We start from the raw sequence: 24,694 nt of genomic DNA, 5'->3' as shown, positions 1-24,694 counted from the left end.
AGCAGCCTCAGCCTGAGAAGCTGTTTTTTTATGTTATGAGAGCCGTTTGTAATACTTATATGATTTCAGGACTGATCACATATGTGTCAATGGGAATGGCATATGTCTGGAAAGGATTCTATTTGATATAGATGAACCAATAGACTAAGAAGTATGCTTTGCCGGCATATATTGTTTCCTGCTGGGAAATATTTCTTCCTGAAGTTGCGTTTTATGCCATTGTAACTCTGCGGGGAAACGATATAATAAAAGCAGAAAGAAGGAATGAACAATGACGACGATTCGACTTGGAAAAAAGCTTATCGCGCTGCGAAGAGACGCGAACATGACGCAGGAAGAGCTGGCTGCCTATATGGGGGTATCGAAATCCAGTGTTTCCAAGTGGGAAACCGAAACGACCCTGCCGGATATCCTGCTGCTGCCCCAGCTGGCCACTTTGTTTAATGTCAGTGTGGATGAGCTGATCGGATATGAACCGCAGCTGAGTATGGAGGCTGTAAACAAGCTGTATCTGCAGCTCAGTGCTGAATGGAGCCGGGACAGCGCCAATGCGTATGCTCACAGTGAGGAGCTGATACGCAAATATTACTCCTGCTTTCCCTTCCTGCTCCAGATGGCAGGGCTTTATCTCAATCACTACATGCTGCATGAAAAACCAGAACTGGTTATGAAGCGCAGTGAGGAGCTGTGTGACCGCGTGATTGCGGAAAGTGAGGAAAACAGTCTGGTAAAGGATGCGATTTCTTTGAAAATAACCTATTTGATTACCAGCAGACAGCCGCAAAAGGCATTGCAGCTTCTCGGTGAAGAGGCAAAGCCGATCGCACAGGACAGCGAGATGATTGCGGCATGCTATCAGATGCTGGGAAAGCCAAAGCAATCCAGCCGTATCTTTCAGATCTGCATCTATCAGCATCTGTTGTTCGTAATACAGGATATGGCCAACTATATGATGATGAATACAGAGGATGAGCAGCTGTGTGATGAGACCATGCACCGTATGCTGGAATTGCTGAAGCTGTTTCATATCGATGCACTGCATACCATCACCTCCACGATGGTTTATATGTCCTGTGCCATGGTCTATGCACAGCGCAGGGATAAGGAGTCCGCACTGCGAATGCTGGAACGGCTGATCGACGTGATTATCCGCTACGATCTTGCCCATATGAAGATTCATAGAGATACGTATTTTACAGAGGTGGAAGCCTGGATGGAATCTTTACAGCTGCGCACACAGGCTCCCAGAGACGGCGGGGTTATTCTGGACTCGCTGATTCAGGAGCTGCAGCCGCCTGTATTCGATTTTCTGAAGGGGGAACCGCGTTATCAGGCCTGTTTGCAGAAGCTAAAGGCTGAAAAGGAGAGAGCATAATGGATACACTTATGGAATATCTGCCGGCATTACTGCCGCTGATTCTGCTGGAGCTTGGTCTGGCAATATTTGCATTGATTCATCTGATTCGTCATCCACAGGTTAGGATTGGAAACAAATGGATCTGGATACCGGTTATTTTGTTTCTTCAGTTTCTGGGGCCGATTCTCTATTTTGTAATCGGCAGAGAGGAGCAGTAGCAATGGATGTATTAACACTACGCAACCTGCATAAAGCCTTCGGAAGGCAGAAGGTTTTGCAGGGCATCGATTTAACGGTACCGCAGCACAGTATCTTCGGGTTTATAGGAAAAAACGGTGCGGGAAAAACAACGACAATGAAAACGATTCTCGGTCTGGAAAAGGCGGATGCCGGGGAATTGTATATTATGCAGGAGCCGGTTGTTTTTGGAAATACCAGAACGAACCGTTATATCGGCTACGTCAGTGATGTCCCTGAATTTTACGGCTTTATGACAGCATGGGAGTATTTGCAGCTGTGTGCTGAGATATCCGGCCTTGCTGCGCAGAAGGTAAAGACACGGATTGATGAGCTTTTACAGCTGGTGGGATTATCAGAGACCGGAAAAAAACGATGTGCCACGTTTTCCAGAGGGATGAAGCAGCGCCTTGCGATTGCGCAGGGGCTGCTGAATGAGCCTAAGCTGCTGATAGCAGATGAGCCGACATCGGCGCTGGATCCGCAGGGTCGCAAGGAGATTCTGACAATACTGGAAAAGGCAAAAGAGAAAACGACGGTATTGTTTTCCACACATATCCTGAGTGATGTGGAAAGCATTTGTGATTCCATCGCCATTCTGCATGAGGGAAAGATCGCCGTAAGCGGAAATTTACATGAGCTGCTGCAGATGAAGGGAACTGCATCGCTTTATGTGGAAACTGAATGTGAGGAGGAGTGCTCGCTGTTGCTGGAAGCATTGCGAAAGCGGGGCATTGCCGTACAACAGACACATCCGTATGCAGTGCAGTTGCCGGATCATATGGAAACACAGCAGCAGGTTTTAGCTATTGTAAATGCGCAGGGGCTGCGGCTGCAGAGGCTGGAGCGTATGCGTCCGACTCTGGAACAGTATTTTCTGGAGGTGACAAAATGAAGGGATTCACAGCGTTTATGAAAAAGGAGCTGCTAGAGGCAGTACGTTCCTATAAGCTTGTCATATTATTGATTGTATTTGCAGCACTGGGATTTATGAATCCAGTCAGTGCACGTTATTTACCGGAGCTGGTCGCAGGATTTCTGCCGGAGGGTATGCATATGGAGATTCCACAGCCTGTCGTACTTGATTCCTGGCTCCAGTTCTTCAAAAATACGGCGCAGATCGGCTTGATAGCAATCATTATTATGTGCTCATCCTCAATGGCGAATGAAATCGGAAAGGGGGTTCTGATACCGCTGCTGGCAAAAGGGATGCCCCGCAACAGCGTTCTTGCCGCAAAATTTATTTCCATATCATGCTTGTGGACATTGTCTCTGGGATGCTCATTCCTGATTACCTTTCTGTACAATTTCGTATTCTGGGAAAGCTCTCTCGTGCCGCATCTGTTTCCGCTTGTGACTGGGGTATGGCTGTTTGGTTTGATGATGACAGCCTCTATGATTCTGGGGGGCGTGTATAAGGGGACTGTTTCCGGAAGTCTGCTGTGTGCCGGCTGCCTGTTTCTGCTCTGTGTGCTGATAACGATGTTTGCTGCGGTGGCAGATTATTCACCCTTTGTGTTTTTGTCACAGTACCAGTCTTATCTTACCGATGGCATCACGATGCAGGAATTTCTGAAGCCTGCAGTCTGTGCAGTTACTGCTACCCTGCTTCAGCTGGCAGCGGCAGTTATTATATTTCGTCGCAAAAGTCTATAATTGAAAAGGCAGTCACTTATTCACAGTGGCTGCTTTTCCTTTGTTCTTTCTTACTCCAGGGTGTTTGCAAGTAGGAGGATGCAAATGCTATTGATAAATACATTCGTGTTGAATTCTCCTAATTTTGGATTACCCCATAAGGGAGTAGGAATTTTTCTTGTTTAGGATTCTTTTTCTTCTGGAAAGGGAAAGAGTAGAATCAATGATGAAATCCCGAATCGTAATTGATCCGATGATAAGGGGAGGAGACGATTTGGTAAAACGATCATTCAGGATGAGGAATGAACATGGAATGAAATTATCACTGCAGCTTCAGAAAACAGATTTCTCTGTTTTCTACTTTATCCTATGTTCAGAAAGGGCTGCAGTATTGGCAAAACACCAGTTCCATGCAGAAATTTCAGAAAATTATATCACACGCATAAAATTATAGAAGGTATGGTGAGTTTGCAGCTATAGCTCTAATTATGAAAACCAGGCTGTATGCTCCAGATTTATGATATAATTTAAGGAATCAGTTATGCTTGCATACTGGGAAAGGAGGCTAAATAAGATGAATATAATGATAGGAAAGAGAGTACAGAGAAAACATGAGCTATATAGAAAAGAACAAGGAAGCGTGGGAGGAAGCGTTCGACAATAGAATCAATGGCTGGGGAGATGCAGTCGTTGAAAACCTCCAGGCATCATCCGCTTATTACATTCAGCCTTCGTTACAGGCTGAGCTTGATCAACTGAATCTTGCTGGAAAACATGTTGCGCAGTTTTGCTGCAGCAACGGCAGGGAGCTGCTGTCCATCAGCAGTCACTATGGGGCAGTCGGTACCGGCTTTGATATTGCAGAAAATCTGATTGCACAGGGGCAAATGCATGCAAAGCAGCTGCATGTACCATGTAGCTTTTCCGCTATGAATATTCTGGATATAGGATGCGAATATCATCAGAAATTCGATGTGATCCTGTTTACGATCGGTGCAATTACCTGGTTTCAGGATGTAAACGCACTTTTTCAGGTGGTGTCCGACTGTCTAAAGCCGAAGGGCATTATGCTGATTCATGATTTTCATCCACTTATGAATATGCTTCCTCTGCCGGGGGAGGACTGCTATTGCGATGATGTCGTCAGGCTGCTGGAGCATAAATATTTCACAGCTAAGCCATGGATTGAAAACAATGGGATGGGGTATATTTCCGGAGATTATGCATCTAAGACATTCACAAGCTTTTCACACTCCATTTCAGAGCTTGTGAACAGCACCATACAAAGCGGTATGAGTGTAAAGCTGCTGAATGAATATGATTATGATATCGGACTGTCGGATGTATATGATGCAATGGGCTTGCCGTTATCCATGCTGCTCATGGCTGAGAAAGTATAAACATATGACGCTAGCTTAGTCTTGAGTTCAGAAAATATAATAAAATAAGAAACGGGGAAGATACCCGAATGCGTTTGAAAATCAGGCTGTTGATCTGGGATACTGAGACCGATGCCTGATTTTTATTCATATAAAAGGCAGCAGCAGTCTCAAACAGAGCGAATATAATGATCTGCATACTATGAACCATATAAAAAAGCCGATATTTACCGGCTTATTTATCAAAATGGTGCAGACGATGAGATTTGAACTCACACGAGCATACGCTCACTACCCCCTCAAAGTAGCGTGTCTGCCATTCCACCACGTCTGCGTTTCCTAAATGCCTATTTATCATACTATATTTTTCATGAATAATCCAGATGTTTTTGAAAAAAATAAGAGAATTGTATCAGTAACGGTATGGTTCACTGAGGAAATACGATACAATCAGGGATACCATAGAGTGAATCCGTTGATGATAGGTGGGAACGCTTACCTGAAAAATTCTTCAAAAATTCACATAGTACACATATTATTCACACATTTATAGTAGATAATAGGGACACGTAAAGAAAGGTTGAAATCATGAAAACGAAAAAAGAAATGAAAATCTCCAAGGCAAGTATCGTCTTTTATGTGGCCTCTGTTATCTTCCTGGCAATTGCCGCTTTTGAAATCTATCAGGCGTATCTGACGGTGGAAAGCTATAAAACAACATATACACTGCAGCTGACAGATATTCTCAATTTGTATTTCACCGGCTGTGTACCTTACTTTGGCTTCGCTTTTTTGGCCTATGGAATCGGTGAGGTTCTGAAGAAAATCAATGATCTGACAAGTACACTTCGTCTGTGTATTGAGGATGTAATCGAAGAAGAGGTGGAAGAGGAAGCAGAAGAGTTTGTTTCAGAGCCCGTAGCAAACGAAATGAAGAATGCCTGATATCAAGCAAAGCTGTAGCCTGTAAAACGGATGCCGAAACTATATCGGTTTTCTGGATACAGGTTTTTTTACTATTCTATTCTACTTTCTGAGGTGACTCACATCATAATGTAGAAAATATTCTGTCAGCTGATGGATTCCTTTTGTATATTGCTGTTTACAGTTACATGCGAAATTTATTTCAAGCTGGAAACAGAAAGGTGAAAGGATCCTTGCTTTACGGCTGATGCTGTAAGTGTTATACTGAATGGGAAGCGGAGGTGTATATATGAAGGACTGGTTTCAGGTTGAAATGCTGGATGATACAACCTATGTGATTTCAGAGCATAAGCATTATGAAAAAACTAATTGTTATCTGCTGCTCGGAAAGCAGAGGGCTTTGCTGATTGACAGTGGTCTGGGAGTCGCGGATATCCGCAAAATAACAGATCAGCTGACTGCATTACCGGTAACTGTAATTGCTACCCATGTGCATTGGGACCATATCGGCAGCCATGGCAGCTATACTGATGTACTGGTTCATGAACGGGAGTATTCCTGGCTGAATGGAAAATTTCCACTGCCGCTTGGTGTGGTGAAGCAGCAGCTGATGAAAGAGCCCTGTTCTTTTCCAGGGGACTTTCATTTGAACGCCTATACTGTATGGCAGGGGCATGCAGGCATTGTAGGAGATGGGGATATCGTGAATCTTGGCGGTCGTCATATTCGTGTCCTGCATACACCAGGGCATTCTCCTGGACATATGTGTTTTTTTGATTTGGAACGGGAATGGCTGTACTGCGGGGATCTTATCTATAAAGGAGTTCTGTACTGTGATTATCCGTCCACTGATCCACAGGCATACCTGCTATCGGTACAAAGGCTGCAAACGCTAGCGCTTCAGCGCCTGCTGCCTGCCCATTATACAATCGAAGTGGGGCCTTCACTGATTCAGGAGACAGCACAGGCATGGCAGGAACTGCAGGAAAAAGGTCTGCTTCGGCATGGCAGCGGGGAATTTCGATATGAAAATTTCTCCATTCGTCTATAGGAGAAAAAGGAACATGAGAATATTGATGCTACAGGGCTTGTATTGTACATCCAAGCTTTGGAAACAGGCAGCTTCCTGCCTGAAAGAACATGATTTGCTATTTATGGAGTATCCGCATGAGGTTACGTCACAGGCAGTTCAGGTGATGGATTTGGCTTCCTGGATTGCGTCACAGCTTCCCAGGGATATTGATGTTATAATCGGACACAGCATGGGCGGAATCCTTGCCCTGCAGCTGGTACATGATGTTGGTGTGCCGGTGAAATGCGTTATTTGCATAGAGAGCAATTTATGTCCGGCAGAGCCCTTTTATCGTAATCTCGTTATGAAGCAGAGTATGACAACACTGGGTGCTAAGCTGCAAAAGGAGATGGCAAAGGAAGCCGTATGGTATCAGGATACACTGGCGAAGCAGCTGCAGTAGCAGTTTGATTACAGTCCGCTGACGGATATTACCGTACCGATACATATGATCTATGGAGATCGCGGAATCTGTGAGTATGCCGATCGGATTCAGGATTTGAATCTACATTGGGAAACAGTAAATCGGCTGCAGTTTCATTTTATAAGAAATGCCTGTCACATGCCGATGCTGGAACAATGCGAGGACACATACCGCTGTATAGAGAACATCCTGTATGCGGCAACGGATAAACCCGCAGGTTGATGGCGATTGAATTGCACGTATAGAGCAATGGATACTGCATGCATACCGCTTCGTATATTTACCGCATGGTAAATACGAAAATGCGAATGGAAGGAAGCCTTCCTATAAGAACAAGTACAGGGGAATGCCGAACAAAAAAATCTCAAATTCTGTCACAGTGTACGGAAGAATTTGAGATTTTTATTGCGGCTTTACATATCAGTAGGAACAGTTTTCCTTTATTCCTGCTGCTTTTCCTTTTCCTGAATGACAAGCTCAGCAATCTGAACCGCATTGGTAGCGGCCCCCTTGCGAACCTGATCTCCACAGCACCAGAAGCTTAATGCATTCGCATGTCCGCTCATATCCTCACGAATACGACCGACAAACACCAGATCCTGATCAGTGGTATCCAGCGGCATCGGATATACCTGCTTCTGCGGCTCATCCACCAGTTTGACACCCGGTGCCCCCTGCAGCAGCTCCCTTGCCTTTTCCACGCTGATTTCCTTCTCAAACTCCACCATGATAGATTCGGAATGGGAACGAATCACAGGAACACGCACACAGGTACAGTTTACACAAAGCTCAGGATTACTCATAATCTTGCGTCCTTCGTTCTGCATTTTCATTTCCTCGCTGGAGTATCCGGCCTCGTTGAAGCCGCCAATCTGTGGAATGAGATTATAGGCAATCTGATACTGGAAGGTATTGACTGCTATCTCCTTGCCATGTGCCAGCGCACCCACCTGCTGATTCAGCTCACGTATTCCATTGACGCCTGCACCGCTGACAGCCTGATATGTGGAAACGACCATACGCTTTGCATTTGCATATGCATGCAGCGGCTGCAGCGCAACCAGTGCGATAATCGTTGCACAGTTTGGATTGGCAATGATGCCGTGATGCTCACGTACTGCCTGCGGATTCACCTCCGGAATAATCAGCGGTACCTGCTCATCCAGACGGAAAGCTGAGCTGTTATCCACAACTACCGCTCCTTTTTCTGCGGCAATCGGAAGATATTTTTCGGCAATATCATTTTCTGCAGCTCCTAAAACGATATCCATGCCATCGAAGCTGTTTTCTGTCGTTTCCTCAACGATATACTCCTTATCGGCAATGGTAAGCTTCTTCCCTGCACTTCTTGCACTTGCCAAAAGATGCAGCTCACGGATTGGGAAGCTGCGCTCCATTAAAATCTTTATCATTTCCTGACCTACAGCACCGGTGGCACCGAGTATTGCGACCTTGTATGTTTTCATTTCACTCTCTCCTCATATTCTATCTATATGTTCTGTATGCGCGAATTGTGAAGCATGCGGTGTGTCTAAACGACAAAATTGTTGTAGATGGTTTCCACTGTCTTCTCGTAATCCTTGTTTTCCACACCGACGATGATATTCATTTCATCCGTCCCCTGAGCAATCATGCGAATATTGATATTATTCTTTCCCAGCACAGCAAACAGCTTCCCGCTGATTCCCGGACGGTACATCATCTGACGGCCAACCGTGGCAATCAGGGAAATATTATCGATAATTTTGATTTCATCGGCATTGCAGGCTTTCTTCATATCGCCCACCATATCGTAAATGATATCCTTCACATCCTCGGAATTGACAACGATGCTGAAGGAATCGATCCCGCTTGGAATATGCTCGATGCTGATCCGGTAATTCTCACAGATTTCCAGCGCACGGCGGATAATGCCGACTTCATCCGACATGTGGTTTTTATAAATGGCAATAACGGTGAAATTCTTCTTCCCTGCGATACCGGTAATCATCTGCTCGCTTGGATGATCATCTTTCTCCACGATGATGGTACCACCCTCCTCCGGATGATTGGTATTCAGGATGTTGATCGGGATGTTTTTTTCCTTTACCGGAAAAATCGCCTCCTCATGCAGAACACTTGCCCCCATATAGGAAAGCTCACGCAACTCGGAGTAGGTGATGGTGTTGATGCGTTTTGGATGGTGGACAATTCTCGGGTCAGCCATCAGTATGCCGGAAACATCTGTCCAGTTCTCATACATATCCGCATTCAGAATATCCGCCAGAATTGAACCCGTAATATCACTTCCACCACGTGACATTGTACGCACGGTACCATCCGGCAGTGCGCCATAGAAGCCGGGAATGACAAAACGGTCCAGCTTCTTCATTGTATTATCCATTCGGTACTTTGTCGCATCAAAATCAATTTTCCCATCATAACGGAAGGTGATGATATCCTTTGCATCCACAAATGGAAAGCCAAGATACTCCGCCATCAGCTTAGCAGTCAGATATTCTCCTCGTGAAACCAGATAATCCGTGGACATTGTCTTATTCAGCTGTCCTTTCAGCTTTGCGAGGTCCTCCTCAATCGGATAGCTCAGCCCAAGATCATTCTTAATGGAAATAAAGCGCTCCTCTATCAGATGAAACAGGGATAAATGATCGACGCTGTATTTTAAATGGGCCTCAATCAGATACAGCAGATCGGTCACCTTATTATCCTTCTTATGCTCACGTCCGGATGCACTGACAACGACAAAGCGCCGGGCCGGATCGCTTTCAATGATATGCTTCACCTTGCGGAACTGCTGTGCATTCGCAACCGACGAACCGCCAAATTTTGTTATTTTCATCATACTGCTAGTCATCCTCCCTTTCATAGATGCTGGCCATAAAGGCATGGACATCTGTCTTCAGCATCCGTTCCATCACCTGATGCATTTCATATACCTCAGCCTTCTGAATATGCAGATACTCCTGCCCTTCAAAGGTTTTCACCTCATAGCTGAAATCCTGCAGCTCATCACGTGCCGCCTCATCTGCACGCAGGATATAATCACGCAGACACAGTGTCTCATCATAGCTCATCGTATTGGTGAAGGAAGGATCCATGTGACAAACGCCTTCCTTGAGGTCAATCAGATCCTGTACAATGGCGTTGGCAGTCGGAAGCTTTCCGGCACCCTGACCGAAAAACTTTAAATCTCCAATGGTTTTCCCATGCAGGGTAATCAGATTGTAATTGTCCTGTGTGTTGCTTTCCAGAGAACCGGCTTCAAACAACACCGGCTCAACAACACAGCCATAACGGTTGGCGTTGCGCCGGGTTTTGGCAATCAGACGTACAGCATAGCCCAAAGATGAAAAATACGATACGTCCTGCTTCGTGATATTGCGGATGCCGAAAACCGGGAAGGTATCCGGAACATGGTAGTCATAAGCAAGGCTGGCAGAAATACGCAGCTTGTTGCAGATATCATAGCCGTCGATATCAGCGCTTGGGTCTGCCTCCGCATAGCCCAGCTCCTGCGCTTCCTTCAGAATATCCTCAAAGGATGCATGGTAGCGCTGCATGTGATCCAGAATATAATTGCTGGTACCATTGAAAATACCGTGAATGCGGTCAACCTCATCGATTCGCATCGCCTTTGCCAGTCCTTCAATCCAGGGAATTCCACCTCCGGTGCTTGCTTCATAGTAAATGCGGACATTGTGCTCTCTTGCGACATCTGTGAACTCCTTCAAATAAGCTGCGATTACCGCTTTGTTGGCTGTAACGACATGCTTGCCGCTTTTCAATGCCTGCAGAATATACGTGTGGGCAGGCTCAAGACCACCCATCGTTTCCACGATGACATCCACAGAAGTATCCTGTAAAATCGTCTGGATATCATCACACATGTAAGGAAGTGTTTTCGCTTTTCCCTTACGAATCAGTATATAGGATACGTGCAACTGTTTGGTGCTTTTTGTTACCGCGTGATCAATAATTTCCTTTACTCCCGAGCCAACGGTTCCATAACCGAGTATTGCTATATTCATATAATTCCTCCTCAATAAATTTTTGTGTCTTTGTTTCAAAAACACTTGTTTTTTTATTGCGAACATTGTATCATAGTAAAAAAAGAATTGCAAGACGAAAAAGAAGGAGATTGGAACATGGAGAAAATATATACAAGTACGAGAAACAAAGCGCTGGCGCGCACACCCAAGGAAGCGGTCGTAAAGGGAATTGCAGAGGATGGCGGTCTGTTTGTCTATGATGCGCTGGATACGCTGCGTCTGCCGCTGCAGGATATGATGCAGATGACCTATGAGCAGATGGCGGAAACTGTTCTGCAGCTGCTGTTACCGGATTTTACCGAGGAAGAAGTAAAGGACTGTGTGGAAAATGCCTATAAGGGCAAATTCAGAGATGAACACATCACGCCGCTTCATAAGGCGGGGAACACCAATATTCTGGAGCTGTTTCATGGTCCTACCTGCGCCTTTAAGGATGTGGGGCTACGCATGCTTCCGCAGCTGATGAGCAAATCCCTGCAGCAGCATCCCGATGAACATGTCATGATTTTAACCGCAACCAGCGGTGACACCGGTAAGGCTGCCCTTGAGGGCTTTTTGGATGTGCCGCGTACCGGAATCACGGTCTTCTATCCGGATGAGGGTGTATCCAATATTCAGCGTCTGCAGATGATAACCACCAAAGGAAGCAATACCTGTGTCTGTGCCATCAGGGGTAACTTCGATGATGCCCAGTCCAATGTGAAGCGGATCTTTCAGAATGCACAGCTGTCTGCACGGCTGAAGGAAAAGGGTATCACCTTATCCAGCGCGAACTCCATCAATATCGGTAGACTGATTCCGCAGGTTGTATATTATGTGTATGCATATAAGGAAATGGTACGGACAAAGGAAATCACATTTGGGGAAAAAGTGAATTTCTGTGTGCCGACAGGAAACTATGGGAATGTGCTTGCCGGTTACTATGCCAAGCTGATGGGCTTGCCGGTAAACAAATTTATCGTGGCATCCAATTCCAATAATGTACTCTTTGACTTTTTAAAGGACGGTGTCTACGATCGAAACCGTCCGTTCTATAAAACCATCTCTCCGAGTATGGATATACTGATTTCCAGCAACCTGGAGCGGCTGCTTTACTACAAGAGCGGCAAGGATGCTGACTATATCGCACAGCTAATGAACGAGCTGGAAGCAACAGGACGCTATCAGGTGCGTGAGGACATTTTCACCTCTGTCCGTGAAGATTTTGCGGGCGGCTATTGTGATGATGCGGCATGTGCACAGAGTATGCGTGAATTTTATGAACAGAGCGGTTATGTTATGGATCCGCATACGGCAATCGCCTACAAGGTGATGAAGGATTATGAAAAAGAGGATTCCATGCATAAATGTGTGTTGCTTTCCACAGCCAGTCCATACAAATTTGCACCGGCTGTTTACGAGGCTTTGTTTAATGAAACAATCCAGGATGAGTTTGCCTGTATGGAAATGCTGCAGCAGAAAAGCGGTTCTGCGATGCCGAAGCCGCTGGCAGAGCTTGCGAAAATGGACATTTTGCACAGCCACCTGATTGATAAGGATGATATGCCTTCCTTTGTGGAAACCATCGGGGAGGAAATATTCCATGGTTAAGGTACGTGTTCCGGCAACAAGTGCGAATCTGGGAGTCGGCTATGACTGTCTTGGCCTGGCGCTTGACGATTTTGCGACCGTGACCTTTGAGGTGATTGCAGAGGGCTTGGAAATTGCGGGCTGTGAAGAAGCCTACTGCAATGAAGAGAATCTGTTTTATCAGGCATTTGTAAAGGGGCTCCAGTATATGGGGGAAAGCGTTTCGGGAATCCGCATCACCGTGGATACCGATATTCCCTATGCCAGAGGACTTGGCAGCAGCGCAACCTGTATCGTCGCAGGACTTGCTGGAGCGAATGCCCTGTTTCATAACCGCATGAACCGCTATGAGCTCTTTGATCTGGCGACACAGATGGAGGGACATCCGGATAATATTGCTCCGGCCATCTTTGGCGGTCTGTGCGTTTCCTTCATGGAAGACGGGAAGCCGAATATGATTCGTTACGGTGTAAAACGCGATTTGCTGTTTGTGACAATGATTCCCGATTATGAGGTAAGCACCAAAGCGGCACGGGAGGTTTTACCGGATACCATGAGGTATCGGGACGCTGTCTATCAGATGGGGCACTGTGCGGCATTGGCAAAGGCGATGGAAATCGGGAATGCCATGATTATGAGAAAAGCCTGCACAGATCAGATGCAGGAGCCCTACCGCAAGAAATTGATTATGGAATATGAGAATGTCCGCAGTCTGTGCAGGGAAACGGATATGATTACCATGTATATATCCGGAAGCGGATCGACGATGATCGCTCTGACCCAGGAGGAAGCGGCAGCCCGTGTGCTTGTTGAAAAAATAAAGAATCAGTATCCATCCTGGGATGCTCGTATTCTGCGTGCGACCTATGACGGTGTGCAAAGCGAGGTATGCTGATGGAGAAATACTATATTGTAGACAGTACGATTCTGCCGGATGTGCTGGACAAGGTCATTGAAGCGCGCTCCCTGCTGCAAAACGGTGAGGTAAAGCAGGTGAGCGAGGCTGTCAAGCGTGTCGGAATCAGCCGCGGAACATATTATAAATATAAGGACTATGTTTTTCTGCCAGCTCAGGGAATGAGTGAGCGAAAGGCTGTGATATCTCTTATGCTGCATCATGACAAAGGGATTTTGTCAGAGGTACTGAACACGATGTCGAGCGTCAATGCCAATATATTGACCATCAATCAGAATATTCCGATTCATGAGTGGGCGTCGGTGGTACTGTCCTTTGATTTATGCGAAATGGCGGTATCCATCGATGAGCTACTGGAGCGTCTGCGCAGCTGCCGCGGTGTAAGCAATCTGCGTCTGATTGCTGTAGAATAACGTGACCGGAATGTGCGGATAAGAATCATTGCACAGGATGATTAGAAAGCGGGGAATCCCGCTTTTTCCATGCTGACGCTTTTTATTGCATGGCGATAGATGTTCCGAATCAGGAGCTGTGGTTATTTTCTCAATCTATGTTGTATGTACTAGCTGGGATAAGGGGGGAACAAAGCCATCCTGTGACAGTAGACTCGTACTTGCAGGAGTATCCTCCATGGTTTCCTTTCTGTATGGGAAATTGCTCTGTGTACAGCAGCGTGCTTTGCTTTGTAAATGTCTGATTTTAAAAAAAGGTGATTTTCTTTTTTTCTGAAATATGGTACGATATAAAAAGCCATTTAATATATAAGGAGTATCCTATGAAACAGCTGTTAGAAAAACTAACGACATTGGCGGCATACACTGCTGCTGTCTGCACAATCGTGATTCTACTGGTTACGAGTATAAACATAAATTGCTTCAATAAGGGTTTTTATAAAACGGAATATGCATCACTGGAAACTGCACAGTCTTTAGGGATGACGGAGAAGGATCTCAACAAGGCAACGGATGCACTGCTGGATTATCTGCAGGACCGTCGGGATAATATTGATGTCACCGTAGCGGTTAAGGGGACGGAGACCAAGGCTTTCAATGCGAGAGAATCCTCCCATATGGTCGATGTACGCAACCTGTACCGGTTTGCCATGGTGTTGAGAAATGTTGCGATCATTCTGCTTGTGCTTTCTCTGGTGTACATGGCGGTACGCTTGAAAAGTGGAATGCTGACGATTTTTAGTATCAATTATATGAAAACGGCGATATTGGCAGCGGTGTTTTTCGCAATGCTGGCAGGCTGGGCGTATGTTGATTTTGATGCATTTTGGACTACCTTCCACAAGCTGGCATTCCGCAATGATCTGTGGCTGCTGAATCCGGCAACCGACCTGATGATCAATTTGTTTCCAGCACAATTCTTTTCCTCGATGGTATTTCGTATCGTGGGTATGTTTGCGACCGGGTTCATCGGGCTGTTTGTATTCTGCTATCTTTTCCTGAGACATCAGCTTCATAAGCTTCATGGAGAACTGCATCATGACTAGACGTCTGATTCTTGCAAGCGCTTCTCCCAGAAGACAGGAGCTGTTACAAGACCTATCGTATCCCTTTGATATTGTTGCTGCGGATTGTGAGGAAAATTTTGACCGTTCCCTGCCGATTGCTTCTGCAATCGAACAGATAGCCAGACAGAAGGCACTTACCGTATGGGAACAGCACCCCGAGGCTGTTGTTCTTGGTGCGGATACGATGGTGTGCTTCAAAGATCAAATGATGGGCAAGCCGGAGAATCGGGAGGATGCCTATCGTATGCTGAAGCAGCTAAGCGGTAAAACTCATACGGTTGTCAGCGGTGTGGCTATTGTTTGGAAAGGAAAAGCTGAGCTTTTTCATGAAAAAACAAGCGTGACCTTCTATGAGCTTGAGGAAGAACTGCTAGAGCGATATCTTGACAGCAATGAGCCATATGATAAAGCTGGAGCCTATGGAATTCAGGGAATGGGGAAGCTGTTTGTGCGAGAACTACGTGGAGATTATTTCAATGTTATGGGGCTGCCGATTGCTGCAGTTTACCGACACCTGAAAGCGTATCTGGAAAAAAACTAAAAAATTTTGTTTTATGGTTGAAAAAATCGGCAATGCCTATTATAATATAATAGCTTTCCAATCATAAAGCATACCTGCCGGTATAGTATAGTGGTAATACAGAGCAATGGTAATGCTCAGCGCTCAGTTCAATTCTGGGTACCGGCACCATAAAGTAAGTTAAGCCTTTAAATAAAGGCTTTTTTAATGCCTGAAAGTAAAAAGGACGAAAGAAATCACGAAAAAAGTGCTTAGCTTTGTGTTGAACCAGTCTTCTGTGGAATTCCAGAGGTGATCTAGGGATTTCCACTGCATGGATTTCGGTAGGGCTTTTATGAAAACAATGAAGAATGACCATATATATTTGATAAACCGCTTATAGGGGGATGAATTCGTATGAAACCTCACATACGATCAGGGCAGTGATGCAGACCAAAAGCTGCTGAATAAAATGCAGCTTGAGCAAATGATTATTTTCATCCTTCATTGTATGCTATACTTCAGATAGTCATTCTGCGTATTCATTTCCCCACCAAAAACGATCGCAGGGTGACTTTTTCTGTGGATTACTGAAAAAAATAGCAGAGAATGCATATTCTGTGGTAAAATAAAACCAGAAAGCGAGGTGTAGCTGTTCATGAAGAAAGTACTGCTCTGTCTGTTTTGCATGATGTTTTTCTTGCAGGGATGCGGTAAAGATCATGAGGGAGAACCGATTGAACTGACTCCTCAGGAAGTTTTAGTCAGACTGCAGGATCCGAAAAAGAATTCCTTCATGCTGTATATCACCTCGGATAACTGCTATTCCTGTGATGAGTATGAAAAAGTGATACAGGAGATAGAAGAAGAAACACCGTTTGAAATCTATTATCTCAAGATGGATACCAACGAAGAAGATACGGACATCAAGCAGGCTGTTGAAGAACTGCAAATAACGACAGGAAAAATTCAAAGCCTGCCGTCAACCTTTTACTTTTATCAGGGAAGTCTGCTGCCTGAAAATAGCAAAGAAGGTTATCTGGAAAAGAAGGACTTGTTAAAATGGCTGAACGATCTGCATTTACTACATTAAATCAGGATACTGCAACGGTTTCTTCAAAAGAGGAAATCGTACAGCAGCTCATGTCACTGGGGATACAGAAGGGAATGGTACTTCTGGTTCAGGCAGACCTGCAGAGACTGGGCTATTTAATTGGCGGTGAGCAGGCGCTGATAGAAGCTCTGATCGATGCCGTCGGCTATGAGGGTACACTGGTCATGCCAACCTTTACTCCTCAGCTGCTTGATCCATCCTGCCAGAAAAAAACGGTGGAACGTGTTTACTGGGATGATGTGCGTGCGTCTTCTTTTCCGTTTGATCGAAAACTGAGTGCGCCCCAGGATGCGCTTTCACTACAGTTTCTTCGCAATGAAGGAGTTGTGCGTTCCTATCATCCATTGTACAGCTTTGCGGCATGGGGCAAATATGCGAAGCTGATTTGTGATCGTCACCCTTTGCATTTTGGACTCAGTAAGGATTCTCCACTTGGTAAAATTGTGGAATTCAATGGATATACCATACTGCTCGGCTGTGAATATGAAAGCTGTAGCATGTTTCATCTTGCCCGCTATTCGGGAGATCAGCTTCCCATCCGTCTGGTAAGTGCTCCTATAGAAAATAATAAACAGACCATATGGAAGGATATGCTTGATCTGGATTATCATACAAAAAGCTTCTCCGAAATCGGAGAAGCAATGGAAGAGCGAAGCGTTGTGAAAACCTCTTACATTGGGAACGGACGCTGCCGCATGTTCTCTGCCAGAGAAGCTATTACGCTAGCCACGGCCTATTTCCATATTCACAGAGACTGAAGCAATATTGCTACAGCCTGCTCCAGATAATGCTGATCTATGGTATCGAATCTGGCTAGGATAGGTGAATCTACATCCAAAACACCCAGCAGGGTGTTTTCTTTTATCAATGGTACCACGATTTCTGAGTTGCTTGCACTGTCACAGGCAATATGGCTGGGGAAGGTGTGTACATTTTCTACCAGCTGTGTACAGCGTTGCAGCGCGCAGGTTCCGCAAACCCCTTTGCCTGACGGGATATGCATACAGGCTGCCTTGCCTTGAAACGGACCGAGAACAAGCTCGTTATTTTTCATAAGATAAAATCCCGCCCAATTCAAATCCGGAAGCTCATGGAATAATAAGGCTGCCATATTTGCCATGTTTGCAATCATATCATGCTCTCCCTCCAGCAAGGCTTGCAGCTGCTGCAGAATCAATTCATACTTTTTCTCTTTCATAATTCGACCTCTCTTAATATATAAGATATCGTATCATGAAAGTATAAAAAGAAAAAGCAGTTATCTATGGAAACTCATAGCGCTTCAAGTAACAGGCATAAATAAAAAGAAGAAATAAATTTCCATGTAAGAAATTATTTCTTCCTATATTTACAGCTTTATCAATGACGCGTGATTGCGTGAATCATTCCTATTAGGATAACTCACTTTCACTTTTAGAAAACTTCGTATAAGCCTTGGAAATGTTTTTTGCTGATTCAGCAGTCATTTTATACCAGCCCTGAGCTGTCATCATATTGAAGACATCTCTTTGCAGAGTGGATACACAGGTATAAACCTCATCGATTTTTGTAAACAGCTCATCATTGCTTGCTTCCTGTGTAAAGGTATTTAATTCCGCCTTCATATGCTTTAATGTAACAAGCAGGTTGGTAGCGATATCCTTATCGCCATAGCTCTTTGATTTATCAGCCATGTTATTTTGCCTCACTTTCCAGGATAGCCAGTAATGTCTGGTAGTGCTCCTTCAATTTTTCCTGTACGTTCTCAAAACAGGTTTTAACATCTTCACTTTGAATCATTGTGATATCATTGGCTACACGCTTATTCAAAACAAGCGTCTGATCCAGAATATCTTCCATATACAATACGTCTTTTGGTGTCAGCATAGTGTTCACTCGTATGACTCTATGTATCAGTCATACATCTCCTTTCATACAGTAGTATGGTAGGAAAATTACACTTGTATGCATTTGCTTTCAAGGTTTTATCTGCTATAATAGATACTCACAGGAGGACGTCATGGAAATACAAGAAAGAGAATATGTATATATCCAGAGCTATAAGCATGATGGGAGTCTTCACAGAACCTGGGCAAAGGGTTATGTTATCGAAGCGAATGAACGGCGTATTGTTGCAGTAACCAATAAAACACTTGTCAGTGAATCGGACGGACGCAAGTGGGTGACCAGAGAACCGGCAATCTGCTTCTTTTATCCGGATAAGTGGTACAATGTCATCTGCATGATTCGTAAATCGGGTATCCATTATTACTGCAATCTGGCATCTCCATCACTGTATGACGGAGAAGCAATAAAGAATATTGATTATGATCTGGATGTCAAGGTTTCACCAACAGGGAAAACTACGCTGCTGGATGAGGATGAATATCAGGAGCATTCTGCGGAAATGGGCTACAGTCAAAAGCTGGATAAAGCAATCCACCACGGATTGGATCGTCTGATGGTGGATATCCGTCTGCAAAATTCACCATTTGAGCATCGGGAAATATCGGCATTGTATGATAAATACCTGCGCTATATGGATGAGGATAAAAGAATGAAATAAGGCTTCTATGCGGTATATGAAAGAAATATAACAAAAAAGTCAAAAAAATAAAAAAAGCTGTTGACACACAGGGATATGTGTTGTATTATATACGAGCGCTGATGAGAAACAAGGGCGCGCGAAATAGAAATTTCGGTCTTTGAAAACTGAACAGGAAACGTCAATTATTTGAGAAAACAATATTCTCGGTATAACGATAACAAAAATGAAATTCAAACGCAAGTCATGCGTTAGAGCTAAATCAAATGGAGAGTTTGATCCTGGCTCAGGATGAACGCTGGCGGCATGCCTAATACATGCAAGTCGAACGAAGTTTCTAGGAAGCTTGCTTCCAAAGAGACTTAGTGGCGAACGGGTGAGTAACACGTAGGTAACCTGCCCATGTGTCCGGGATAACTGCTGGAAACGGTAGCTAAAACCGGATAGGTATACAGAGCGCATGCTCAGTATATTAAAGCGCCCATCAAGGCGTGAACATGGATGGACCTGCGGCGCATTAGCTAGTTGGTGAGGTAACGGCCCACCAAGGCGATGATGCGTAGCCGGCCTGAGAGGGTAAACGGCCACATTGGGACTGAGACACGGCCCAAACTCCTACGGGAGGCAGCAGTAGGGAATTTTCGTCAATGGGGGGAACCCTGAACGAGCAATGCCGCGTGAGTGAAGAAGGTCTTCGGATCGTAAAGCTCTGTTGTAAGTGAAGAACGGATCATAGAGGAAATGCTATGGGAGTGACGGTAGCTTACCAGAAAGCCACGGCTAACTACGTGCCAGCAGCCGCGGTAATACGTAGGTGGCAAGCGTTATCCGGAATCATTGGGCGTAAAGGGTGCGTAGGTGGCGTACTAAGTCTGTAGTAAAAGGCAATGGCTCAACCATTGTAAGCTATGGAAACTGGTATGCTGGAGTGCAGAAGAGGGCGATGGAATTCCATGTGTAGCGGTAAAATGCGTAGATATATGGAGGAACACCAGTGGCGAAGGCGGTCGCCTGGTCTGTAACTGACACTGAGGCACGAAAGCGTGGGGAGCAAATAGGATTAGATACCCTAGTAGTCCACGCCGTAAACGATGAGAACTAAGTGTTGGAGGAATTCAGTGCTGCAGTTAACGCAATAAGTTCTCCGCCTGGGGAGTATGCACGCAAGTGTGAAACTCAAAGGAATTGACGGGGGCCCGCACAAGCGGTGGAGTATGTGGTTTAATTCGAAGCAACGCGAAGAACCTTACCAGGCCTTGACATGGATGCAAAGGCTCTAGAGATAGAGAGATAATTATGGATCACACAGGTGGTGCATGGTTGTCGTCAGCTCGTGTCGTGAGATGTTGGGTTAAGTCCCGCAACGAGCGCAACCCTTGTCGCATGTTACCAGCATCAAGTTGGGGACTCATGCGAGACTGCCGGTGACAAACCGGAGGAAGGTGGGGATGACGTCAAATCATCATGCCCCTTATGGCCTGGGCTACACACGTACTACAATGGCGACCACAAAGAGCAGCGACACAGTGATGTGAAGCGAATCTCATAAAGGTCGTCTCAGTTCGGATTGAAGTCTGCAACTCGACTTCATGAAGTCGGAATCGCTAGTAATCGCAGATCAGCATGCTGCGGTGAATACGTTCTCGGGCCTTGTACACACCGCCCGTCAAACCATGGGAGTCAGTAATACCCGAAGCCGGTGGCATAACCGTAAGGAGTGAGCCGTCGAAGGTAGGACCGATGACTGGGGTTAAGTCGTAACAAGGTATCCCTACGGGAACGTGGGGATGGATCACCTCCTTTCTAAGGAGAAAGTACAAAAGAAGAGTTATCGAACATTTCCTGTTCAGTTTTGGAAGACTGATCTTCCAAACGAAAAAGAAGTCGATCTTTGAAAACTGAATAACAGAAGACATATGAAGGTCTATAACGAAAGTTGTAAACAACATAGATATTCACGAGTAGAAAGTTAAACAAAACAGAAAACTCAAGCAAAAACCTAAGCAAAGAAAAGAACGCTTTAGAACTTAATCGTGATTAAGTGAATAAGGGCGTACGGTGGATGCCTAGGCACTTGGAACTGAAGAAGGACGCAACAAACGGCGAAACGCGACGGGGAGTGGTACGTACACAAAGATCCGTCGATATCCGAATGGGGAAACCCGGCAGCAGTAATGAGCTGTCACCCATGAGTGAATACATAGCTCATGAGGGAGGTACCCGGAGAACTGAAACATCTAAGTATCCGGAGGAAAAGAAAATAAGAATGATTCCGTAAGTAGCGGCGAGCGAACGCGGAGGAGCCCAAACCAGATCTTGATCTGGGGTTGTAGGACCACGAAATGGCAAGAGCATGGCTAAGAGAACGGCATTGAAAGGCCGACCGGAGAGGGTGCAAGTCCCGTAACTGAAAGTCTAGCGAAGCCTAGTGGTATCCTGAGTACGGCGAGACACGAGAAATCTTGTCGGAAGCAGGCGGGACCATCCGTCAAGGCTAAATATACCCAAGTGACCGATAGTGAACCAGTACCGTGAGGGAAAGGTGAAAAGAACCGCGGGAGCGGAGTGAAATAGAACCTGAAACCGTATGCTTACAAGAAGTCAGAGCCCGTTAAAGGGTGATGGCGTGCCTTTTGTAGAATGAACCGGCGAGTTACGTTATCGTGCGAGGTTAAGTAGAAGATACGGAGCCGAAGCGAAAGCGAGTCTTAATAGGGCGACAGTACGATGATGTAGACCCGAAACCGTGTGATCTAGCCATGACCAGGTTGAAGTTCAGGTGAAACTGAATGGAGGACCGAACCGACCCCCGTTGAAAAGTTGGCGGATGAGTTGTGGCTAGGGGAGAAATTCCAATCGAACACGGATATAGCTGGTTCTCCCCGAAATAGCTTTAGGGCTAGCGTCGAGGTAGAGTCGCATGGAGGTAGAGCACTGAATGTACGATGGCCCCATCCCGGGGTACTGAGTATAATCAAACTCCGAATGCCATGCAGACATACTCGGCAGTCAGACTGTGGGTGATAAGGTCCATGGTCAAAAGGGAAACAGCCCAGACCGCCAGTTAAGGTCCCAAAATGTATGCTAAGTGGAAAAGGATGTGGGGATGCACAGACAACTAGGAGGTTGGCTCAGAAGCAGCCATCCTTCAAAGAGTGCGTAACAGCTCACTAGTCGAGTGACCCTGCGCCGAAAATGTACCGGGGCTAAGCATACTACCGAAGCTGCGGATTCAACTTCAGAGTTGAGTGGTAGGGGAGCGTTGCATGCACGTAGAAGCCGTACCGTAAGGAGCGGTGGAGAGCATGGAAGAGAGAATGCCGGTGTGAGTAGCGAGATGTAGGTGAGAATCCTACACACCGATAGCCCAAGGATTCCAGGGGAAGGTTCGTCCGCCCTGGGTAAGTCGGGACCTAACGCGAGGCCGAAAGGCGTAGTGGATGGAAAACAGGCAGATATTCCTGTACCCGCGATGGAAATGAAGGAATGACGGAGAAGGCTAGTGTGAGCCACTGAATGGATTGTGGTCGAAGCATATAGCAGGCTGACAGTGAAATGCGTCAGCGGGATGTAAGATGTGACAGGTAAGGGAACGTCCTCGGACAAGTACTGAAGCACATGATGCCAGCTTCCAAGAAAAGTTTCTAGTGATAATTCCATAGCGGCCCGTACCAAAACCGACACAGGTGGGCAAGGAGAGAATCCTGAGGTGAGCGAGAGAACTGTTGCCAAGGAACTCGGCAAAATGACTCCGTAAGTTAGCGATAAGGAGTGCTCTTTAAAAGAGAGCCGCAGTGAAGAGGCCCAAGCGACTGTTTAACTAAAACACAGCTCTCTGCAAAGTCGCAAGACGAAGTATAGGGGGTGACGCCTGCCCGGTGCTGGAAGGTTAAGAGGATTTGTCATCCGCAAGGAGAAGCAATGAATTGAAGCCCCAGTGAACGGCGGCCGTAACTATAACGGTCCTAAGGTAGCGAAATTCCTTGTCAGGTAAGTTCTGACCCGCACGAAAGGCGTAACGATTTGGGCGCTGTCTCGGCAGCAGACTCGGTGAAATCTTAGTACCTGTGAAAATGCAGGTTACCCGCAACTAGACGGAAAGACCCCATGGAGCTTTACTGTAGCCTGATATTGAATTTTGATCAAAGATGTACAGGATAGGTGGGAGGCGAAGAAGATTGCACGCCAGTGTAGTCAGAGCCGCTGTTGGGATACCACTCTTGTTTGATTGAAGTTCTAACCTGCACCCATGAACTGGGTGAGGGACCGTGTCAGGTGGGCAGTTTGACTGGGGCGGTCGCCTCCTAAAGAGTAACGGAGGCGCCCAAAGGTACGCTCAGATTGGATGGAAATCAATCGACGAGTGCAAATGCAGAAGCGTGCTTGACTGTGAGACAAACAAGTCGAACAGGGACGAAAGTCGGGATTAGTGATCCGGCGGTGCCGAATGGAAGGGCCGTCGCTCAACGGATAAAAGCTACCCTGGGGATAACAGGCTGATCTCGCCCAAGAGTTCACATCGACGGCGAGGTTTGGCACCTCGATGTCGGCTCATCGCATCCTGGAGCTGAATTCGGTTCCAAGGGTTGGGCTGTCCGCCCATTAAAGCGGTACGCGAGCTGGGTTCAGAACGTCGTGAGACAGTTCGGTCCCTATCTGTTGTGGGCGTTGGAGATCTGAGGAGAGCTGTCCTTAGTACGAGAGGACCGGGATGGACCTACCGCTGGTGCACCAGTTGTTCCGCCAGGAGCATAGCTGGGTAGCTAAGTAGGGAAGGGATAAGCGCTGAAAGCATCTAAGCGCGAAGCCTACTCCAAGATGAGATCTCCCATTCGTATAACGAAGTAAGACCCCTTGAAGACGACGAGGTGGATAGGTCAGAGATGGAAGTGTAGCGATACATGGAGTTGACTGATACTAATAGGTCGAGGACTTAATCACACGTACCAGGTGGTACAAAAAGAAACTGTCAACTGTTATTCAGTTTTGAGGGGTAGACCTCAAAGTGATCTGGTGGCGATAGCGATGTGGACACACCTGTTCTCATCCCGAACACAGAAGTTAAGCATATCAGCGGCGACAATATCTGGACTGGCTCCAGTGAAGATAGCACGCTGCCAGGTAATCTGACTCATCTTACGATGGGTCTTTTTTTGCATAGATTCATAATAATACATATAGTAAATCTGATTTTATGAATCTGTATCCTTCATTAACACCCTGCAAAATCTCAGACTTATAAGTAGTTGAGGTGTGACTCTATATGTGTTTAGTATAAGTGTATAGTAAGAATAAGACAGCTGGTTATTTCTGGTTGTGAAAATAGAAAGCATGCTCTACGAATCCATTTTATTACTTTCACAGGCGAATATATGTGCTTTATCTATAAAACAGAAAAGTTCTCTTAAATTTCACCCTTAATTTAAAAAATCATCAACAAACGTGGTATAATAATACTGTTTTGACGATATGAGGA

General features: G+C 45.7%; 23 protein-coding genes, 2 tRNA genes and 3 rRNA genes. 21 read left to right on the top strand and 7 right to left on the bottom strand.

The annotated features are described in order from the left end of the window. Positions 1-271: 271 nt before the first annotated feature. From ACG3M1_RS18425 to ACG3M1_RS18405, 5 genes are all read left to right on the top strand, one after another. Positions 272-1,375 carry a helix-turn-helix domain-containing protein gene (locus ACG3M1_RS18425; protein WP_009270487.1) on the top strand — a complete coding sequence of 368 codons (1,104 nt, stop codon included), beginning with the start codon at positions 272-274 and terminating at the stop codon, positions 1,373-1,375. Next, the gene (locus tag ACG3M1_RS18420) at positions 1,375-1,575 is read left to right on the top strand and encodes a PLD nuclease N-terminal domain-containing protein (RefSeq protein WP_008818733.1); all 201 of its coding nucleotides are present in this window, start codon (positions 1,375-1,377) and stop codon (positions 1,573-1,575) included. Before ACG3M1_RS18425 ends, ACG3M1_RS18420 begins: the two co-directional genes overlap by 1 nt. A gap of 2 nt (positions 1,576-1,577) precedes the next feature. Continuing rightward, complete coding sequence (locus tag ACG3M1_RS18415; protein WP_008818734.1) at positions 1,578-2,489, top strand: ABC transporter ATP-binding protein; 912 nt, start codon at positions 1,578-1,580, stop codon at positions 2,487-2,489. Continuing rightward, complete coding sequence (locus ACG3M1_RS18410) at positions 2,486-3,250, top strand: ABC transporter permease (protein ID WP_008818735.1); 765 nt, start codon at positions 2,486-2,488, stop codon at positions 3,248-3,250. The genes ACG3M1_RS18415 and ACG3M1_RS18410 overlap by 4 nt, the downstream gene beginning before the upstream one ends. 590 nt (positions 3,251-3,840) lie before the next feature. Beyond that, positions 3,841-4,629, top strand: coding sequence for a class I SAM-dependent methyltransferase (locus ACG3M1_RS18405; protein ID WP_008818736.1), 789 nt, complete (start codon positions 3,841-3,843; stop codon positions 4,627-4,629). A gap of 227 nt (positions 4,630-4,856) precedes the next feature. On the opposite strand, the gene ACG3M1_RS18400 is transcribed toward ACG3M1_RS18405, so the two are convergent. Beyond that, a tRNA-Leu gene (locus ACG3M1_RS18400) sits at positions 4,857-4,942 on the bottom strand. 254 nt (positions 4,943-5,196) lie between these two features. Between ACG3M1_RS18400 and ACG3M1_RS18395 the strand changes: the two genes are divergently transcribed. From ACG3M1_RS18395 to ACG3M1_RS18380, 4 genes are all read left to right on the top strand, one after another. Then, the gene (locus ACG3M1_RS18395; RefSeq protein ID WP_002607741.1) at positions 5,197-5,553 is read left to right on the top strand and encodes a hypothetical protein; all 357 of its coding nucleotides are present in this window, start codon (positions 5,197-5,199) and stop codon (positions 5,551-5,553) included. Positions 5,554-5,821: 268 nt separating this feature from the next. Beyond that, positions 5,822-6,583, top strand: a complete 762-nt coding sequence (locus ACG3M1_RS18390) for an MBL fold metallo-hydrolase (protein ID WP_242410404.1) — start codon at positions 5,822-5,824, stop codon at positions 6,581-6,583. 13 nt (positions 6,584-6,596) lie between these two features. Continuing rightward, entirely contained in the window at positions 6,597-7,007 is a 411-nt protein-coding gene (locus ACG3M1_RS18385) for an esterase/lipase family protein (protein ID WP_009588814.1), read from the top strand. A 45-nt stretch (positions 7,008-7,052) separates the two neighbouring features. After that, positions 7,053-7,250: a hypothetical protein gene (locus ACG3M1_RS18380; RefSeq protein ID WP_021420062.1), complete on the top strand. Its 198-nt coding sequence runs from the start codon at positions 7,053-7,055 to the stop codon at positions 7,248-7,250. Positions 7,251-7,468: 218 nt separating this feature from the next. On the opposite strand, the gene ACG3M1_RS18375 is transcribed toward ACG3M1_RS18380, so the two are convergent. The 3 genes from ACG3M1_RS18375 to ACG3M1_RS18365 all read right to left on the bottom strand — a co-directional run bounded on the left by ACG3M1_RS18375 (position 7,469) and on the right by ACG3M1_RS18365 (position 11,056). Further along, on the bottom strand, positions 7,469-8,494 hold the full coding sequence (locus tag ACG3M1_RS18375) for an aspartate-semialdehyde dehydrogenase (protein ID WP_008818740.1): 1,026 nt from the start codon (positions 8,492-8,494) through the stop codon (positions 7,469-7,471). A 65-nt stretch (positions 8,495-8,559) separates the two neighbouring features. Beyond that, positions 8,560-9,870: an aspartate kinase gene (locus ACG3M1_RS18370; protein WP_002607737.1), complete on the bottom strand. Its 1,311-nt coding sequence runs from the start codon at positions 9,868-9,870 to the stop codon at positions 8,560-8,562. Between the two features lie 4 nt (positions 9,871-9,874). After that, entirely contained in the window at positions 9,875-11,056 is a 1,182-nt protein-coding gene (locus ACG3M1_RS18365) for a homoserine dehydrogenase (protein WP_009588858.1), read from the bottom strand. Positions 11,057-11,173: 117 nt separating this feature from the next. Here ACG3M1_RS18365 and thrC point away from each other — a divergent pair, with 117 nt between their 5' ends. The 8 genes from thrC to ACG3M1_RS18325 all read left to right on the top strand — a co-directional run bounded on the left by thrC (position 11,174) and on the right by ACG3M1_RS18325 (position 17,452). Then, positions 11,174-12,667, top strand: a complete 1,494-nt coding sequence (thrC, locus tag ACG3M1_RS18360; RefSeq protein ID WP_009270478.1) for a threonine synthase — start codon at positions 11,174-11,176, stop codon at positions 12,665-12,667. Beyond that, the gene (thrB, locus tag ACG3M1_RS18355; RefSeq protein ID WP_054343756.1) at positions 12,660-13,541 is read left to right on the top strand and encodes a homoserine kinase; all 882 of its coding nucleotides are present in this window, start codon (positions 12,660-12,662) and stop codon (positions 13,539-13,541) included. The genes thrC and thrB overlap by 8 nt, the downstream gene beginning before the upstream one ends. Further along, a complete protein-coding gene (locus ACG3M1_RS18350) occupies positions 13,541-13,975 on the top strand; it encodes an ACT domain-containing protein (protein WP_002607733.1) in 435 nt (144 codons plus the stop codon). Before thrB ends, ACG3M1_RS18350 begins: the two co-directional genes overlap by 1 nt. 362 nt (positions 13,976-14,337) lie before the next feature. After that, on the top strand, positions 14,338-15,060 hold the full coding sequence (locus tag ACG3M1_RS18345) for a TIGR01906 family membrane protein (protein ID WP_008818744.1): 723 nt from the start codon (positions 14,338-14,340) through the stop codon (positions 15,058-15,060). Next, positions 15,053-15,622, top strand: coding sequence for a Maf family protein (locus ACG3M1_RS18340; protein ID WP_008818745.1), 570 nt, complete (start codon positions 15,053-15,055; stop codon positions 15,620-15,622). The genes ACG3M1_RS18345 and ACG3M1_RS18340 overlap by 8 nt, the downstream gene beginning before the upstream one ends. 76 nt (positions 15,623-15,698) lie before the next feature. Then, positions 15,699-15,772, top strand: a tRNA-Thr gene (locus ACG3M1_RS18335). 466 nt (positions 15,773-16,238) lie between these two features. Beyond that, positions 16,239-16,673, top strand: a complete 435-nt coding sequence (locus ACG3M1_RS18330; RefSeq protein ID WP_008818762.1) for a thioredoxin fold domain-containing protein — start codon at positions 16,239-16,241, stop codon at positions 16,671-16,673. Continuing rightward, the gene (locus ACG3M1_RS18325; protein ID WP_008818763.1) at positions 16,643-17,452 is read left to right on the top strand and encodes an aminoglycoside N(3)-acetyltransferase; all 810 of its coding nucleotides are present in this window, start codon (positions 16,643-16,645) and stop codon (positions 17,450-17,452) included. Before ACG3M1_RS18330 ends, ACG3M1_RS18325 begins: the two co-directional genes overlap by 31 nt. On the opposite strand, the gene ACG3M1_RS18320 is transcribed toward ACG3M1_RS18325, so the two are convergent. The 3 genes from ACG3M1_RS18320 to ACG3M1_RS18310 form a co-directional block, all read right to left on the bottom strand. After that, entirely contained in the window at positions 17,440-17,892 is a 453-nt protein-coding gene (locus tag ACG3M1_RS18320; RefSeq protein ID WP_008818764.1) for a GAF domain-containing protein, read from the bottom strand. The genes ACG3M1_RS18325 and ACG3M1_RS18320 overlap by 13 nt on opposite strands. Positions 17,893-18,085: 193 nt before the next feature. Beyond that, entirely contained in the window at positions 18,086-18,367 is a 282-nt protein-coding gene (locus tag ACG3M1_RS18315; protein WP_008818765.1) for a spore coat protein, read from the bottom strand. A 1-nt stretch (position 18,368) separates the two neighbouring features. Continuing rightward, entirely contained in the window at positions 18,369-18,560 is a 192-nt protein-coding gene (locus ACG3M1_RS18310) for a hypothetical protein (protein ID WP_002607667.1), read from the bottom strand. A gap of 133 nt (positions 18,561-18,693) precedes the next feature. On the opposite strand from ACG3M1_RS18310, the gene ACG3M1_RS18305 reads away from it, so the two are divergent. From ACG3M1_RS18305 to rrf, 4 genes are all read left to right on the top strand, one after another. Then, positions 18,694-19,239, top strand: a complete 546-nt coding sequence (locus ACG3M1_RS18305) for a DUF402 domain-containing protein (RefSeq protein WP_002607666.1) — start codon at positions 18,694-18,696, stop codon at positions 19,237-19,239. A 242-nt stretch (positions 19,240-19,481) separates the two neighbouring features. Further along, positions 19,482-21,021 (top strand): 16S ribosomal RNA (locus ACG3M1_RS18300). Positions 21,022-21,253: 232 nt separating this feature from the next. Continuing rightward, positions 21,254-24,159: ribosomal RNA gene (locus ACG3M1_RS18295) — 23S ribosomal RNA — on the top strand. 68 nt (positions 24,160-24,227) lie between these two features. After that, a 5S ribosomal RNA gene (gene rrf, locus ACG3M1_RS18290) occupies positions 24,228-24,341 on the top strand. Together the 16S, 23S and 5S rRNA genes form the textbook arrangement of a ribosomal RNA operon. Positions 24,342-24,694 lie beyond the last annotated feature (353 nt).

Source organism: Clostridium sp. 10cd*, from assembly GCF_044336395.1.
Taxonomy (GTDB): domain Bacteria; phylum Bacillota_I; class Bacilli_A; order Erysipelotrichales; family Erysipelotrichaceae; genus Clostridium_AQ; species Clostridium_AQ innocuum.
This window is presented reverse-complemented; position numbering and strand designations above follow the sequence as displayed.